Raw genomic sequence first — 14,830 nt, forward strand, 5'->3', positions numbered from 1 at the left:
CGGCGCTCAGGCCGCGAGGCCTTCCATGGGAATGGCCGGGGTCCGGCCGGCGATGAGGTCGGCGGTGATGCGCGCCGAGCCGTGCGACATGGTCCAGCCGATATGGCCGTGGCCGGTGTTGAGATAGAGATTGGCGAGGTGCCGCCGGCCGAAGAAGGGCAGGTTGGTGGGCGTCATCGGCCGCAGCCCGGCCCACATCTGCGCCCGCTCATAATCCGCCCCCTCGGGATAGAGCTCCTGCGTGACCTTCTTCATGAAGGCGAAGTCGGCCGGTTTGTGGCTCTTGTCGTAACCGGCGAATTCCGCCGTGGCGGTGACACGGAGGCGGTCGCCGAAGCGGGAGATGGCGACGAGGTTGTGCTCGTCGACGCTGCCCAGGCTCGGCGGCGCCGGCTGGTTGCCGACCGGGATGGTGAGCGAATAGCCCTTGATCGGGTAGATCGGCAGGTCGATGCCGATTTGCCGCGCCAGCGCCGCGCTGCCCGCGCCCATGGCCAGCACATAGGCGTCGCCGGTTACCGGCCCGGCCGGCGTGCGCACCCCGCTCACCCGGCCGCCGGAAACCTCCAGTCCGGTGACGGCAGTGCGCGTGCGCACCTCGCCGCCGCGCGCGGCGACAAGGGCGGCCAGCGCCCGCGTGAATTTGGCGGGATCGCCGGTCTCGTCGGTCGGGCACCAGATGGCGCCGGCGATCTGCTCGCGGGCATGGGCGAGAGCAGGCTCCAGCGCCACCACGCCGTCACGGTCCAGCACCGTGATGAGCTGCCCGTCCGATTCCAGCAGCCGCATATGGGCGATGCCGACATCGAGCGCCTGCTGGCTGCGGTGGAAATACAGCACGCCGCGATCATTGCGGTCATAGGCGATGGGTTCGCTGCCGATCACCTCCTGCAAAACTGCCTGCGAATAGGCGGCGAGGCGGTGCTTGAGCAGGGTGTTGCGGCGCGCCTTCCCGGCCGTGCACTCCATCAGGAACTGCCACGACCAGCTGTACAGGCGCGGATCGGCCGAGAGCCGGAAGCGCAGCGCCTGATCCTTGAGGAACAGCGATTTCAGCAGCGTCATCGGGGCCTTGGGCGAGGACCACACGAAGGAGTGGCCCGGCGCGATCATCCCGGCATTGCCCCAGCTCGCCTCGTCCGCGACCTCGGCGTTCTTTTCCAGCAGGACCACCTCATGGCCGTCCTTCTGCAGCTGGTAGGCGGTGGTGACGCCGACGACGCCCCCGCCGAGCACGATGATCCGCATGTCGCCTCGATATGTCGCCTCGATCGACGCCCGGCCCTTGCGCCCGATCCGGCGCCCGCGCCGCCGCCTCTCGACCTTGGCTGAAAAGTGAGTACACTTTAAAATTCAGTGGCGAATGCACAATCTCAAATCTTGGGCATGAGCTGGTCAATCCCTGCGCAGGCCGGCCCCGGCCCGCCCGCCGAGGAATGTTCGTGCCGATGACACCCCGCAGGATCACCGATGAGGCGCCGCAGGCGGGCAAGCGCCGGGCGCGCGCGGCCGACAGCGTCGAGCGCATCTACGCCCTCCTCAAGGAGGACGCGGCCGAATATCGCTTCCGGCCCGGCCAGAAGATCAACGAGGCGGAACTCGCGAGCGCGCTGAAGGTGAGCCGCACCCCGGTGCGGGCGGCGCTCCACCGGCTGGAGCGCGACGGCTTCGTCGTCACCATCCCCAATAAGGGTTTCTTCGCCCGCGACATCACCCCGGAGGCGGTGCGCGACCTGTACGAACTGCGCGCCGCCATCGAGCGCGCGGCCTTCGTGCTGGCGTGCCAGCGGGCCAGCGACATCGCGATCGAGGCCACCATCGCCGCGTGGGAGCAGCACAAGGAGCCCGCCGGGGCGGACTCATGGGCGGTCATCGCGCGGGCGGACGAGACCTTCCACCGGGCGCTGACGCGGCTGTCCGGCAACGCGCAGATGGACGCGGCGCTGGAGGCGATCGCCACGCGCATCCGCTTCTTCCGCCGCATCGCGCTCGAGGCCCTGCCGCAGCGGGCCACCGGCTATCGCGAGCATGCCGCCATCATCGACGCGCTGCGCCGGCGCGACGCGGCGGGCGGGGCGGCGCTGGTGGAACAGCACATCACCCTGTCCTCCGCCCACGCCGTCGAAGTCGCCACACGAGGCCTCGCCCGCATCTTCTTCGGGGAGGTGGCGTGAGGGGCGCGCGTCGGCAGGCTCGGGTAGGTTCGAAGGCGCCATAATCTGGCCCCTAGGTCTGTCAACCTGAGCCATGATAGACTACGCTCATGCATCAGGCAGTGGACGCAAAAGTCGAAGAGGCCATCCGCGACATCGTGCTTCGCGCCATGGGTCCCGTGGGCGTGCGCTCGGTATCAGTGACCCCCGGCACCGACCATGATGGCGACGAGGTGCTGCGGGTTACCGTTCACTACACGGATGATGTGCGTCCCGTTAACACGGGTGTCATGTCGGCCCTCGTCTCGGACATCCGCTCTAAACTCTGGGCCATGGGTGAAGACCGCTTTCCTCATGTAAGGCATGACTTTCCGGTTGAACCGAAAGTCGTCGGCTTTCGATGAGCGACGAACTGCTTGGCGTTGCCCGACGGCTTGCCAAGGCGAGCCCTAAAAAGCCTCGGCAAGCCGATTTACGCCGAGCGGTATCGACCTCCTATTACGCGCTGTTCCACGCTCTGGCGCGGAATGCCGCTGATGTCCTGGTCGGTGTCGGCACGGATCGACCCGACAAGGCATGGAACCACGCCTATCGGGCACTCGATCATGGCTTTGCCAAGAAAGCGTGCCGGAGACTGCGTGATCTCGGATTTCCCCCTGATCTCTGCCTGTGCGGCGATGCCTTCGTGATCCTGCAGGAAGCTCGCCACGAGGCGGACTATAATCCGTCCTACAAAATCGACCGTGCCGAGACGCTGGCTTTCGTGGCCACGGCCGAGTCGGCAATCGCCAGCTTGAAATCGGCCAGCCGCAGGGATCGCAAGGCGCTGGCGGTCCAGCTTCTGCTCAACAGGCGGATCTAAGACGTCTCGCTAAGCGCCCCACCGCCGACCCCACCGTGCCGGTCTTGGTGGTGCCCCATCGGCTCAGAACACCACGCTCGTGCGCACCCCCAGCACCGCCGCGTTGCGCAGAGACTGGGTCGGGTCCGAGCCGTCCGGCTGCGGGATGTTGCCGCCGGGGTGGATGACGTATTGGACGAAGGGCTGCACGCTGAGCCAGGGCGTCAGCGCGGCTTGATAGGTCACTTCCACCACCGCCTCGCAATCCATCACCGGGCCGTCAAGGCCGGTGACGGCGTTGCGCGCGCGGTCCTCATCGGCGAGGTCGGGGCTGATCTTGGCATAGGCGAGGCCGATGCCGACCACGTCGTTCGGCCGGCCGGGCAGGCCGGTGAGGGCGAGGCCGGCGTCGACATAGAAGGAGATCGTGCTGCGGTCGCTTTGCGGGGCGATGGCGGCGCGCATGAAGCCGGACAAGGTGGAGCCGCCACCCTGCCAGAGCTGCTGGTCGGCGATGGCATAGAGCGCGTAATTGCCGGACAGCGCCAGCGGGCCATCGGCGGCCGGATCGGCCAGGGAGAGGCCGTTGGCGGCGGTGGACAGGGATTCGTACGTTTCGGAATTGTACCAGGCGCCGACGCGATAGGTGCCGGAGAGCCCGCCCGTCGGGGCGTGCACATAGCTCGCCTCGACAATGGCGAACACCCCGTCATCGAGCGGGAAATCGACCCCGTGCGGGTTGTCGCCATCGCCCAGCGGGTTGCCATTGTACAGGCCGGCCTGCACCGACCAGGCCGGGTCCGGGCTCCAGCGCAGCCGCAGTCCGGGCGTCGGATAGGGATAGGCCGGGCCGCCGCCGGGCAGATCGCCGGCATTGAGCGCGGGCCAGCCAAAGCTCGAATTGATGAACAGGCTCGCCGTCTGGCTCTGCCAGAATTCGGTATCGGCGGCGATCTGGCCGATCCGCAGCGAGAGCGTGCCGCGCGCCATCTCCTGCTCCAGATACAGCTCGTTGAGACGCCAGCCGGCCTCCGCCTCGATGGAACTCACGGTGAGCAGGTTGCCGACATAATCGGCTGAGAGGCCCCGCCCCTGAATCCAGTAGCCGGACACGTGCAGCCGGGCGTCGGGCCAGCGGACCAGCTTGGCGAGATCGAGATCGAGCTGGCCTTCCAGCAGGCCGTCATAGGTGCCGCCCTGACGCATCCCGCCGGCGGCGTTGGCGAGGGCTTCGCCGGTCCAGTTCAGCGAGAGCGTGACGCCCTTGTCGACCAGAGCGGCGCGGTTGCCGCCCCAGTCGCCGGTCAACGTCGCGCGGATGAGCCCGTCATCGGCGGGCGCCGCAGCTGTTTGCGCCGCAGCCTGCTGCGCGGCGGCGGGCAGGAGGAGGGCGAGGAAAGCGAGCGGCACGCCGGCCGCCAGATGGAGCGGCCGGCGCCCGGCGATCCGTCGCCGGGTAACTCGTCTCCCGGTGGTCCGGCCTGTCCCGCCCATGGCTCGCCCCGCCTCCCGACATCCGGCGCTTGCGGCCGAGGGGCCAGTCAAGCCCGGACGGGCGCCGCTGTCTTACGCGGTCGCACCGCTCCCGTCAGCTTCGCAGCCATCCCATGTCTGGTCCCACCGGCACGATGCCGGTCGGGTTGATGGTGACGTGGCTCTCGTAATAATGGCGCTTGATGTGGGTGAAATCGACCGTTTCGGCGATGCCCGCGCGGCGGTAGAGGGCGCGGGTGAAACGCTTGAGGTTGGGGTAATCGGCGATCCGCCTCATGTTGCACTTGAAGTGACCGACATAGACCGGATCGAAGCGGATCAGCGTGGTGAAGAGGCGGATATCGGCTTCGGTCAGCGCCTCGCCCATCAGCCAAGAGCGGCCCTCAAGGCGCGCTTCCAGCTCGTCCAGCATCGCGAACAGGGCGGTGACGGCCTCCTCATAGGCCTCCTGCGTGGTGGCGAAGCCCGCCTTGTAGACGCCGTTATTGACCGCGTCATAGACGCGGGCGTTGAGCGCGTCGATCTCGCCGGCGAGCGCGGCCGGGTAATAATCGTGCCGGTCGTCGGTCAGCGCCGCGAAGGCGCTGTTGAACATGCGGATGATCTCGGCCGATTCATTGTTGACGATGGTGCCGCGTTTGCGGTCCCACAGCACCGGCACGGTGACGCGGCCGGAATAGGCGGGGTCGGCGGCGAGATAGACCTCATAGAGCCGCTTGGCGCCGAGCACGGGATCATTGGTGGCGCCGTCGGTGCGCCGGTTCGCCTGGTCGGCGAAGACCCAGCCCTCCGTGCCCATGAAGGGATCGACCACGGAGACCGAGACGACGCTCTCCAGCGTCTTCAGCGCGCGCATGATGAGGGTGCGGTGCGCCCAGGGGCAGGCGAGCGAGACATAGAGGTGATAGCGGCCGGCCTCGGCAGGAAAGCCGCCCTCGCCGGAAGGGCCGGGCGCGCCGTCCGGGGTGATCCAGTTGCGGAAGCGCGTGGTGGTGCGCACGAAGCGCCCGCCCGTGCTCTTGGTGTCGTACCATTTATCGACCCATTGGCCGTCGACCAGCAGTCCCATCGCGTCCTCCCTGTTGCGGCAAAGGTAGCGCGCGGGGCGGGCGGGGATAGAGGCAATCGCCTGCGCGGGCGCGGGGACGCCTTTGCATGCCTGCCTCAGCCGGGCGGCAGGCGCTTGTAATAGAGCCGCGTGCCGGTGAGCCCGCCATGCGGCTTCAGCGCGAAATCGGGGATCTCGCCGCAGAACACGAAACCCTGCTTCTCATAGAGCCCGCCCGCGCCCTCCTCGCTCGCCGTGTCCAGCACCAGCATCGTGCGGCCCTGTGCGCGGGCGAGGCGCTCGGCCTCGATGAGCAGCGCCCGGGCGATGCCGCGCCCGCGATGGGCGGTGGCGGTCATCATCTTGGCGATCTCGGCGCGGTGCGGCTGGTTCTCCGGCAAAGCGAGCACGAGGGTGACGGTGCCGACCAGCGCCTCGCCGTCGAGCGCGCCGAGAATGACCCGCTCGCCACGCCCGGCGCTGGCCAGCGCGGCCTTCCAGAAGGAGAGGGCGCGCTCCTTCGCCAGCGGATGCATGAAACTGACCGAGCCGCCGCTCGCCACCGTCTCCACCAGCAGATGGACCAGGGCGGGCGCGTCGGACTCAACAAGCGGACGGATGAGCGGATCGGGCATGGGGGAGCGCGCCGGGAAGGGATGCCCGCCTTTGTGTCAGTTCGCCCCGCGGGCGGCAAGGTGGGGCAGGGCCGGTGGAACGGCTGGTGGGAGGCTTGCCGGTGGGTTGCGCGGGTCGGCCTTGCCGCGTCACCGCGAACCTTTGCCGCTTCACCTGACGCCGCCGCTGTGCTATCCGGCGCGCTTCATGAGGACAGCCATGCACCGGATGCCGGCCCAGCGACGACGAGACGAGCGGACCCGCCGCGCCTGTGCGCGCGCGCCCCGTTTCGTTTGCGCCCACCGCCGGCCGTGAGACACGCCTCGTGATCCACCTGCGCCGCGCTCGGGCGAGCCTGCCGATTTCCGCGTGCCGAGTGGCCCCATGACCGAACTTTCCGTGACGCTGTTTCCCGAGAACCCCGCCGACGATGCCGCCATCGAGCGGCTGGTGGCCCGCACCTTCGGCCCCGGCCGCTTCGCGCGCACCGCCTATCGGCTGCGCGAGGGCAACCCGCACCGGCGCGATCTGTCCTTCACCGCCTATATCGGCACCATGCTGGTCGGCTCGGTGCGGCTCACCCCGATCCTGATCGGCGAGGTGCCGGCGCTGCTGCTCGGCCCGCTCACCGTCGAGCCGCCCTTCCGCTCGCACGGCATCGGCCGGCGGCTGGTGGAGAAGGCGCTGGAGGTCGCGCGTGGCGAGGCGCACGGGCCCGGCGCGGCGCGGCTCGTGCTGCTGGTCGGCGACGAGCCCTATTACGGGCGGATGGGCTTCAAGCGCGTGCCGCGCGGTCAGGTGAGCCTGCCCGGCCCGGTCGACCCGGCGCGCGTGCTGGTGTGCCCGCTGGACGAGACGCCGCTGGAGGCCGTGCGCGGCCCGGTGCGCAAGGGGTTTTCGGCCGGGACCGAGCGCGCCTCGGCGTAAACAGGCGGCCGGTCAACCGGCCCGGAGATCAGGGGAGACAGCCGATGGATGAGGCGCGCAGGGCGGTGGCCGCCATGCATGTGGACGATCTGAAGACCATTCTCGGCCGCATGGCGCCGGGGATGCAGCTCACCGTCCCCGATGACTGGCTGGACCGTCGCATGGAGGGCACCCGCGCCAGCCGCGCCGCGCTGATCGCCGACATCGCCCGGCAATATTGCTGCATCCTGCGCCCGAACATCAGCTCGCACACCTTCGAGAAGCAGGAAGTGCCCTATACGGGGTGAGTGGCGGGCGCTTTCCGCGCCCGCCCGATCTAGCGGCCCTCCCGCGCCCAGGCGGCGGCGACGCCGGCCAGCAGGATCAGCAGGCCCGAGAGCCCGGCAAAGAGCGGGAAAAGGCCGAGCCCGCGCACCACGCTCACATCCCGCATGGCGAGGCCCATCCAGTCCTCCCCGGCGAAACGCTCGCCCGAGCGCACGGCGATGACGCGCGGCACGCCGCCGGCAAGGTCCGCCATGCGCCAGATGCCGCCGCCGGTCGCCTCGATGGTCGGGCGCAGCGTGTCGGTCGTCGAAGTCACTTCGGCGAATTCGCGCGGGTTGAGCGGGCCGACATTGACCAGCGCCGTATAGGTACCGTCATTGGCCCGCCACAGGCCGAGCGTGTCGGCCGGGAAAGTGGCGCGGAACAGGCCGGGCTCGGCGCTTGTGAGCGTGAGACTGCGGGTGGCGCCGGTCGGCGTGGTGATGGTGACGGGCGGGGCGGCGTCGCCCATGGTCTGGCGCTCGACCACGATGTCGCCGCCGCGCGCGACCATGCGCAGCCGCTCCTCCTCAAGGTCCGGCTCCTTCATCAGCCAGTGCGAGAGGCGGCGCAAGAGGTCGATATAGGGACCGCCGCCTTCGAAGCCGCGCGCCCACAGCCAGAAATGATCGGACAGCAGCAGCGCCACGCGGCCCTCGCCGACCCGGTCGAGCAGCACGATCGGCTTGCCGTCCGGCCCGTCCATCACGCTGGTGCCGCGCGCGCGGTCGGTGTCGATGACGCGGAAGAAGCGGGCCCAGTTCGGCGGTTCGCTCTGCGAGCCGGGCAGGGCGCGGGTCACCGGGTGGCGCTGGCCGGCATCGGTGAGCTTGGGGCGATAGGGCGCCTCGCTCATCCCGCCGGTCGGGGCGGCCGGCAGGATGGCCTCCAGCGGCGTGTTGTAGACCGAGCCGTCGGAGACATAATCGGTGCCGGCGGCGACCAGCAGCGCGCCGCCTTCCTCCACATAGCGCACGATATTGTCGAAATAGATCATCGGCAGCACGCCCTGCTGGGCGTAGCGGTCGAAGATGATCAGGTCGAAATCCTTGATCTTCTGCTGGAACAGCTCGCGCGTCGGGAAGGCGATGAGCGACAGCTCGTTGATCGGCGTGCCGTCCTGCTTCTCCGGCGGGCGCAGGATGGTGAAGTGCACGAGGTCCACATTGGCGTCGGACTTCAGCAGGTTGCGCCAGGTGCGCTCGCCGACATGGGGTTCGCCGGAGACCAGCAGCACGCGCAGCTTGTCGCGCACGCCGTCGATCGAGACGGCGGCGCGGTTGTTCACCGGGGTGAGTTCGCCCTCCAGCGCGGCGGCCTCGATCTCGACGATGTTGGCCCCGGCATGGGTGATCTCGACATCGACCTCGGCCGGCTGGCCGGCGGTGACGATGGGGCGGGCCACCACCTCGCCGTCGCGGCGCACGGTGACGCCGACGCGGGCGCCGGCCGGGGCGCCCTCATCCTCGACACGGTAGCCGATGGTCTGGCTCTGGCCGACAATGCCGAAGCGCGGCGTGGAGGTCAGCGCCACGCGCCGGTCGCGCTCGCCCGCCTGGCCGGAGACGATGGCATGGACCGGCGCGCGGAAGCCGAGCGCGGCGATGGTGGCGGGGATGTCGTGCACCCGCCCGTCCGTGAGGAAGATGGCGCCGGCCACCCGCTCGGGCGGCACATCGGCGAGGCCGGCGGAGAGGGCGGTGAACAGGCGCGTGCCATCCACCTCGCCGGCACCGCCACCGGCGTCGATGAAGCGCACCTCGGCGCCCTGTTCCTTCAGCCGGGCGAGGCGGGTTTCAAGCTCGGCGCGGGCGGCGTCGGTCATCTGCGTGCGGTCGCCGAAATCCTGGCTGGCGCTGCGGTCCACCACCACGGCGACGACGGTGGAGAGCGGCTCGCGCTCCTCGCGCGTCAGCGAGGGATTGGTGAGCGCCAGCACGGCGAGCGCGATGGCGAGCGCGCGCAGCAGCGAGCCGCGGGTGCGCGAGACGATGACGAGCAGCGCGACCAGCGCGGCGATAACGGCGGCGCCGATCAGCCAGGGCAGCGGGATCAGCGGATCGAAGGCGAGGCCGAGATTCATGCGGCGGCTCCTTCACACGTCGGGCGGGCGGCGGTTTTCAATCTCTCCCCGTGGGGGAGAGGTCGGCCCGCAGGGCCGGGTGAGGGGGTCTTCACGGCTGCCGGAAGGGCGCGGCCCCTCACCCCACCCCTCTCCCCGACGGGGAGAGGGAGTACGGGCGTGCGGGGGATGAGGAGGCGATCCCGGCTCTGCGGCTGCGCCTCCGGCCGGGATGACGGCATTGGAGTGGCCCGTCCCGACAAATGGTTCGTCATGGCCGGGCGTGGCCCGGCCATCCACGCCTTTTCCGGGTGCCGGCTCACAGCCAAGTCGTGGATGCCCGGATCAAGTCCGGGCATGACGGTGTTCGTGGTTGCCGCGTTCATGGTGACGCCGCTCGGCGTGACGGCGTTCACCCAAACAGCGTTCGTGCCCGCATGCCCGTGCAACATCTTCCTCACTGCCCCAACCTTTCCAGCAGCGCGGGCACATGCACCTGGTCGGCCTTGTAGTTGCCGGTGAGCACATACATCACGAGGTTGGCGCCGGCGCGGTAGGCGAGTTCGCGCTGGCGCGGGCTGGTGCCGGACATGGGCAGCAGCGGGCGCCCGTCCGTGCCCACGGCCCAGGCGCCGGCGAGGTCGTTGGAGGTGATGACCACCGGCGAGACGCCGTCGCCGGCGCGGGCCGGGCGCTCCTCGTCGTCATTGGTGGCCGGCAGGGCCTCCACCCAGGTCGCCCCGCCGGTGAAGCGGCCAGGGAAATCGCGCAGCAGATAGAACGCCTTGGTCAGCACATGGTCGCGCGGCACCGGCTCCAGCTCGGGAATGTCGAGCCCGGCAAGAATGGCGCGCAGCGTGTCATTGGCCGGCGAGCCGGCGCCGTTCGAGCCGGGCAGCACGGTCTCGGCGTCGCGCGTGTCGAACACGATGGTGCCGCCCTGCTTCATGAAGGCGTCGATGCGGGCCAGCGTCGCCGGGGTGGGGCGCGGCGCGCCGGGTACGATCGGCCAGTAGATCAGCGGGAAGAAGGACAGCTCGTCGCGGGAGAGATCGACGCCCATCGGGTCGCCGGCCTCCAGCGCGGTGCGCTCGCCGAGGAAATCGGTGAGCCCCTTGAGCCCGGCACGGCTGATCTCGTCGGTGGTGGCGTCGCCGGTGATGACATAGGCAAGCCGCGTGGCGTTGGTGGCCTGCACCGCGAAGTCGAGTTCGGCCGGGGTCATCGGCGTGTCCGCGCGGGGGGCGGGCGTCGCGGCCGGGGCGGCGGGCGCCGTCTGCGCGCGGGCCTCGCCCAGCGGGGCGGCAGCGAGCAGGGCGGCGAGGGCGAGCACGGCGCTGGTGGCGGCGCGGCGCGTGGTGAGGCGCGCGAAGCCGCCGGCCAGCAGGAAGACGATCATGGCATCGACCAGCAGGAGGGTGAGGAGGGCGAGGAGCAGCGGCGCCCGCAGATCGCGCGGGGTGGCGTCGCGATAGGGTTCGAGCCGGCCGAGCGCGCTGAGGTCGAGCGCCACCAGACGGTCGCGCGGCAGCAGCGCGTTGACCGCGACCAGCCCTTCCGGCGGGCCGTAGAAGCCCGGCGGGTGATCGGCGCTGGCGCGGCCATTGAAGCCGAGCGGAATGGCCTTGGCGGTCGGCGTCACCGGGCGGAAGGCGCCGAAGCCGTCCAGCAGGCGGCTCGGCGGCACGGTCTCGCCGGACAGCACAGTGCCGGCGGTGCCATCCGCCGCGGCTTCCGTCGCGCTCGACCCGCCGAGCGCGACGACCCGGCGGAGCATGTCGACGAAGGCGCCGGAGAGCGGCAGGTTCGACCAGGAGGTGTCGGCGGTGACGTGGAACAGCACCAGCGTGCCGGCGCCGCGCCGCTCGCCGGTGACCAGCGGCGTGCCGTCGGTCAGCGTCGCCCAGGTGCGCGAGCCGAGCAGGCCGTCGGGTTCGGCCAGAACCTGGCGCTGCACGCTCACATCATCGGGCACGGGAACGTCACGGAACGGGCTTTCGGGCGTGAAACTGCCCAGCGTCTGCGGCTGTTCCCAGGACAGCGAGCCGCCCAGCACCCGCCCGCCACGGCGCAGCGTGACCGGGACGAGATCGTCCGAGCCATTGGCAAGGCGCGGGCCGGCGAAGCGGATCAGCACGCCGCCGCCCTCGATCCAGCGGGCGAGCCGGTCATGGGTCTCGGGCGGCAGGGTGCCGATGTCGGAGAGGATGATGACCGGCAGCTTGTCGTTGATGAAGCGGTCCACCGCCTCGCTGGTGCCGGCGCCCTCGGCGGTGCGCACATCGGCGAACGGGGCGAGCGCGCGGGACAGGTAATAGGAGGGCGCGAGCAAAGGCTGGCGCTGGTCGGCATTGGCGCCGGAGACGAGGCCGACAGCGCGTCGGCGCCAACGCTTGTCGAGCAGTTGCACGGCGCCGGCCGAGGCTTCGTCGGCGATCTCCAGTCGGGCGACATCGTTGCGGATCTCGACCGGCAGGTCGAAGCGCGCCTCGGTCTCGCGGGCGCCGGGCTCGAAGGCGAAAGGCGCCTCGCCGAGCCCCAGGCCGCGCATGTCCAGCGCCCGCACCGTGCCGGCGCGGGCCAGCGTGGCACGGTCGGCGCGCAGCACCTTCACGGTCAGCGCGTCGATGGCGTTGTCGGCACCGGCCAGCGCCAGCGGCTCGCGCACGCCGTCGACCAGCGTGGTGAGCGGGCGATCGCCCACGGCGGCGGCGATGTCGGCGGGTACGGCCTCGCTGCCCTCAAGGCCGACGCCGTCCGAGAGATAGATCACCGAGGCCTGCGGCGCGCCGGCCAGAGCCTTGCGCAGGCTGGCGAGCGCGGGGGCGCGGTCCGGCACGAAGGGCACGGGGGCGAGCGAGCGCAGCCGCTCGCGGGTCTCGCGCGGGGTCATGACGCGCGGCTCCAGCGGCGGCTCGCCGGTGGGAATGAGCACGATGCCGCGCCCTTCCAGATCGGCATCGGCCACCACGCCCTCGGCGCTGGCGCGGCGCGCGGCCCAGCCGGCGGCGGCGGGCCAGCCGGAATCGATCAGCAGCACGACCGGGCCGCTGGAGGCGGGGCCGGCGACCGGCGGATTCCACACCGGGCCGGCGGCGGCGATGATGATGACGGCGGCCAGCAGCAGGCGCAGCGCGGTCAGCCACCAGGGGGTGCGGGCCGGCGTCTCTTCCTTCGGTGGAATGTCGAGCAGCAGGCGCGTCGGGGCGAAGGCGATGCGGCGCGGGCGCGGTGGCACGAGGCGCAGCAGGAACCATAGCAGCGGCAGGCCGATCAGCGCGCTGAGCAGCAGCGGCGTGGTGAAGGCGAGGGGAAGGCCGAACAGACCGCTCATGGCGCGCTCCTCATGCCGGGCTTCCCGCCGGATCGGCCGGCTGGCCTTCCGGGTGGGCGGTGACGCCGAAGCTGCCGCCGCTCATGCGGGCGTGGAGCGCCAGCAGAAGCTCGCTCGCCGGGCGGTCGGTGCGGTGGATGAGGAAGCTCCAGGTCCGGCGCTCGGCCTCGCGGCGAATGATGGCGCGGTGGGTGGCGACGCGGGCGACATAATCCTCCCGCACCGTCTCGGCCCGGCCGATGGTGAGGGCGGTGCCGCTTTCCGGCTCGCGGAACTCGACGCGGCCGGAGAATGGGAAGGTCTCCTCCGCCGGATCGCAGATCTGCACGACATGGCCGTGCGCGCCGGAGGCGGAGACGCCCGCGAGGCTGGCGACCACTTCCGCCGTCGGGCTCCAGAAATCGCCCAGCAGCACCACCTCGGCCAGCGGCGAGGGCGAGAAGGCCGGCGGCAGGCTCTGCGGCAGGCTGTGCGCGTGGACCAGGGATTCTGCCATCTTCTCCACGATGTTGCGGGCGGCGGAGGGGCGCATCACGCCGGGAATGCCGACCCGCTCGCCGCCGCGCACCAGCAGCTCGGCCAGCGCGAAGGCGAGGATGAGCGCGCGGTCGCGCTTGGTCTCCCACACCAGCGGCGAGGCAAAGACCATGGAGGTCGACAGGTCCGGCCAGATCCACACCGTGTGGGCGGCTTCCCATTCGCGCTCGCGGACATACAGATGATCGTCGCGGGCCGAGCGGCGCCAGTCGACGCGGGCGGAGGGCTCGCCATCCATGAAGCGGCGGTACTGCCAGAAATTCTCGCCTGTGCCGGCGCGGCGGCGCCCGTGCAGGCCGTGATAGACGCTGGCGGCGATCTTGCGCGCCTCCAGCACCAGACGCGGCATGGCTGCGACGAGGCCCGCCGCATCCTGCGCGGCACTTCTTACGGCGGTGTCGGCGTCGAACTCCACGCGCTCAACTCTCCTTCGCCCGGCTTGCGGGCGGAAATGACGCGGGGCGGCCGCCGCCCCGCTTGGCCTCACCCGATGCGGCGGGTGAGCTTGGCGATCAGGCCCGGCACGGTCTCGCCATCGGCCCGCGCGGCGAAGGTGAGCGCCATGCGGTGCTTGAGGACCGGTTCGGCCAGCGCCACGACATCGTCGATGGAGGGGGCGTAGCGTCCATCCAGCAGCGCGCGGGCGCGCACCGCCAGCATCAGCGACTGCGAAGCGCGCGGGCCAGGGCCCCAGGCGATGAACTTGCCGAGATCGCCGGCATCGGGACCGGGACGGGCGGAACGCACCAGCGTGAGGATCGCCTCCACCACGGATTCGCCGACCGGAAGGCGGCGCACGAGGCGCTGGGCGGCGGCGAGGTCTTCCGCGTTCATCACCGCCTTCGGCCGGGTTTCCTCGGCGCTGGTGGTGTCGAACAGGATCTTCCGCTCGGCGTCGCGGTCGGGATAGTCGACATCCACCTGCATCAGGAAGCGGTCGAGCTGGGCTTCGGGTAGCGGGTAGGTGCCTTCCTGCTCCAGCGGGTTCTGCGTCGCCAGCACATGGAACGGCTTGGGCAGATCATGGCGCACGCCGGCGACCGTCACATGGCCTTCCTGCATGGATTGCAGCAGCGCCGACTGGGTGCGCGGCGAGGCGCGGTTGATCTCGTCCGCCATCAGGAGCTGGGCGAAGACCGGGCCGGGAATGAAGCGGAAGGAGCGGCGCCCGCCCGCGCTTTCCTCCAGCACCTCGGCGCCGAGAATATCGGAAGGCATCAGGTCCGGGGTGAACTGCACGCGCCGCGCATCGAGGCCGAGCACGACGCCGAGCGTTTCCACCAGCTTGGTCTTGGCGAGGCCGGGCACGCCGACCAGCAGGCCATGGCCGCCGGAGAGAATGGTGATGAGCGTGCGCTCGACCACTGCCTCCTGGCCGAAGATGACCGCGCCGATGCCGGCCCGGGCGGCGCGCACATTCGCCGCCGTACTCTCGGCCGAGCGGATGATCATCTCGTCGAGGGATTCGAAATTCTCGCCGATGGCGGATGTCATGCCGTGCTCCTTCAAATCC

13 protein-coding genes are annotated in these 14,830 nt (G+C 70.6%); 5 read left to right on the plus strand and 8 right to left on the minus strand.

Annotated features, from left to right (window positions below; genetic code table 11):
- Window positions 1-6: 6 nt before the first annotated feature.
- Window positions 7-1,248, minus strand: coding sequence for a D-amino acid dehydrogenase (locus KIP89_RS15660; RefSeq protein WP_213756508.1), 1,242 nt, complete (start codon window positions 1,246-1,248; stop codon window positions 7-9).
- A 200-nt stretch (window positions 1,249-1,448) separates the two neighbouring features.
- Between KIP89_RS15660 and KIP89_RS15665 the strand changes: the two genes are divergently transcribed.
- The 3 genes from KIP89_RS15665 (at window position 1,449) to KIP89_RS15675 (ending at window position 3,015) form a co-directional block, all read left to right on the plus strand.
- Window positions 1,449-2,174 (plus strand): GntR family transcriptional regulator, encoded by a 726-nt coding sequence (locus tag KIP89_RS15665; protein ID WP_250152544.1) that lies wholly within the window; start codon window positions 1,449-1,451, stop codon window positions 2,172-2,174.
- Between the two features lie 89 nt (window positions 2,175-2,263).
- On the plus strand, window positions 2,264-2,557 hold the full coding sequence (locus KIP89_RS15670) for a hypothetical protein (protein ID WP_213756510.1): 294 nt from the start codon (window positions 2,264-2,266) through the stop codon (window positions 2,555-2,557).
- A complete protein-coding gene (locus tag KIP89_RS15675; RefSeq protein ID WP_213756511.1) occupies window positions 2,554-3,015 on the plus strand; it encodes a hypothetical protein in 462 nt (153 codons plus the stop codon). The genes KIP89_RS15670 and KIP89_RS15675 overlap by 4 nt, the downstream gene beginning before the upstream one ends.
- Window positions 3,016-3,078: 63 nt before the next feature.
- Here KIP89_RS15675 and KIP89_RS15680 read toward each other — a convergent pair whose 3' ends face one another.
- The 3 genes from KIP89_RS15680 to KIP89_RS15690 form a co-directional block, all read right to left on the minus strand.
- Window positions 3,079-4,488, minus strand: coding sequence for a carbohydrate porin (locus KIP89_RS15680; protein ID WP_213756512.1), 1,410 nt, complete (start codon window positions 4,486-4,488; stop codon window positions 3,079-3,081).
- Between the two features lie 94 nt (window positions 4,489-4,582).
- Window positions 4,583-5,557 carry a glutathione S-transferase family protein gene (locus tag KIP89_RS15685; RefSeq protein ID WP_213756513.1) on the minus strand — a complete coding sequence of 325 codons (975 nt, stop codon included), beginning with the start codon at window positions 5,555-5,557 and terminating at the stop codon, window positions 4,583-4,585.
- A 95-nt stretch (window positions 5,558-5,652) separates the two neighbouring features.
- A complete protein-coding gene (locus KIP89_RS15690) occupies window positions 5,653-6,171 on the minus strand; it encodes a GNAT family N-acetyltransferase (protein ID WP_213756514.1) in 519 nt (172 codons plus the stop codon).
- A gap of 364 nt (window positions 6,172-6,535) precedes the next feature.
- Here KIP89_RS15690 and KIP89_RS15695 point away from each other — a divergent pair, with 364 nt between their 5' ends.
- Complete coding sequence (locus KIP89_RS15695; protein WP_213756515.1) at window positions 6,536-7,078, plus strand: GNAT family N-acetyltransferase; 543 nt, start codon at window positions 6,536-6,538, stop codon at window positions 7,076-7,078.
- A 44-nt stretch (window positions 7,079-7,122) separates the two neighbouring features.
- Window positions 7,123-7,365 carry a hypothetical protein gene (locus tag KIP89_RS15700; protein ID WP_213756516.1) on the plus strand — a complete coding sequence of 81 codons (243 nt, stop codon included), beginning with the start codon at window positions 7,123-7,125 and terminating at the stop codon, window positions 7,363-7,365.
- A gap of 29 nt (window positions 7,366-7,394) precedes the next feature.
- On the opposite strand, the gene KIP89_RS15705 is transcribed toward KIP89_RS15700, so the two are convergent.
- From KIP89_RS15705 to KIP89_RS15720, 4 genes are all read right to left on the minus strand, one after another.
- Window positions 7,395-9,467 carry a hypothetical protein gene (locus KIP89_RS15705; protein WP_213756517.1) on the minus strand — a complete coding sequence of 691 codons (2,073 nt, stop codon included), beginning with the start codon at window positions 9,465-9,467 and terminating at the stop codon, window positions 7,395-7,397.
- A gap of 436 nt (window positions 9,468-9,903) precedes the next feature.
- On the minus strand, window positions 9,904-12,780 hold the full coding sequence (locus tag KIP89_RS15710; protein WP_250152545.1) for a DUF4159 domain-containing protein: 2,877 nt from the start codon (window positions 12,778-12,780) through the stop codon (window positions 9,904-9,906).
- 10 nt (window positions 12,781-12,790) lie between these two features.
- Complete coding sequence (locus KIP89_RS15715; RefSeq protein WP_213756518.1) at window positions 12,791-13,732, minus strand: DUF58 domain-containing protein; 942 nt, start codon at window positions 13,730-13,732, stop codon at window positions 12,791-12,793.
- A gap of 68 nt (window positions 13,733-13,800) precedes the next feature.
- A complete protein-coding gene (locus KIP89_RS15720) occupies window positions 13,801-14,811 on the minus strand; it encodes an AAA family ATPase (RefSeq protein WP_213756519.1) in 1,011 nt (336 codons plus the stop codon).
- Between the last annotated feature and the right edge of the window lie 19 nt (window positions 14,812-14,830).

The sequence above is a fragment of the Ancylobacter radicis genome, from assembly GCF_018449475.1.
Taxonomy (GTDB): Bacteria; Pseudomonadota; Alphaproteobacteria; order Rhizobiales; family Xanthobacteraceae; genus Ancylobacter; species Ancylobacter radicis.

Excerpts from the sequence above, each read along its gene's own strand:
- KIP89_RS15675 (WP_213756511.1), top strand. The coding sequence starts at position 2,554 with ATGAGCGACGAACTGCTTGGCGTTGCCCGACGGCTTGCCAAGGCGAGC.
- KIP89_RS15660 (WP_213756508.1), bottom strand. The coding sequence starts at position 1,248 with ATGCGGATCATCGTGCTCGGCGGGGGCGTCGTCGGCGTCACCACCGCC.
- KIP89_RS15700 (WP_213756516.1), top strand. The coding sequence starts at position 7,123 with ATGGATGAGGCGCGCAGGGCGGTGGCCGCCATGCATGTGGACGATCTG.
- KIP89_RS15705 (WP_213756517.1), bottom strand. The coding sequence starts at position 9,467 with ATGAATCTCGGCCTCGCCTTCGATCCGCTGATCCCGCTGCCCTGGCTG.
- KIP89_RS15685 (WP_213756513.1), bottom strand. The coding sequence starts at position 5,557 with ATGGGACTGCTGGTCGACGGCCAATGGGTCGATAAATGGTACGACACC.
- KIP89_RS15720 (WP_213756519.1), bottom strand. The coding sequence starts at position 14,811 with ATGACATCCGCCATCGGCGAGAATTTCGAATCCCTCGACGAGATGATC.
- KIP89_RS15665 (WP_250152544.1), top strand. The coding sequence starts at position 1,449 with ATGACACCCCGCAGGATCACCGATGAGGCGCCGCAGGCGGGCAAGCGC.
- KIP89_RS15695 (WP_213756515.1), top strand. The coding sequence starts at position 6,536 with ATGACCGAACTTTCCGTGACGCTGTTTCCCGAGAACCCCGCCGACGAT.
- KIP89_RS15690 (WP_213756514.1), bottom strand. The coding sequence starts at position 6,171 with ATGCCCGATCCGCTCATCCGTCCGCTTGTTGAGTCCGACGCGCCCGCC.
- KIP89_RS15680 (WP_213756512.1), bottom strand. The coding sequence starts at position 4,488 with ATGGGCGGGACAGGCCGGACCACCGGGAGACGAGTTACCCGGCGACGG.
- KIP89_RS15710 (WP_250152545.1), bottom strand. The coding sequence starts at position 12,780 with ATGAGCGGTCTGTTCGGCCTTCCCCTCGCCTTCACCACGCCGCTGCTG.
- KIP89_RS15670 (WP_213756510.1), top strand. The coding sequence starts at position 2,264 with ATGCATCAGGCAGTGGACGCAAAAGTCGAAGAGGCCATCCGCGACATC.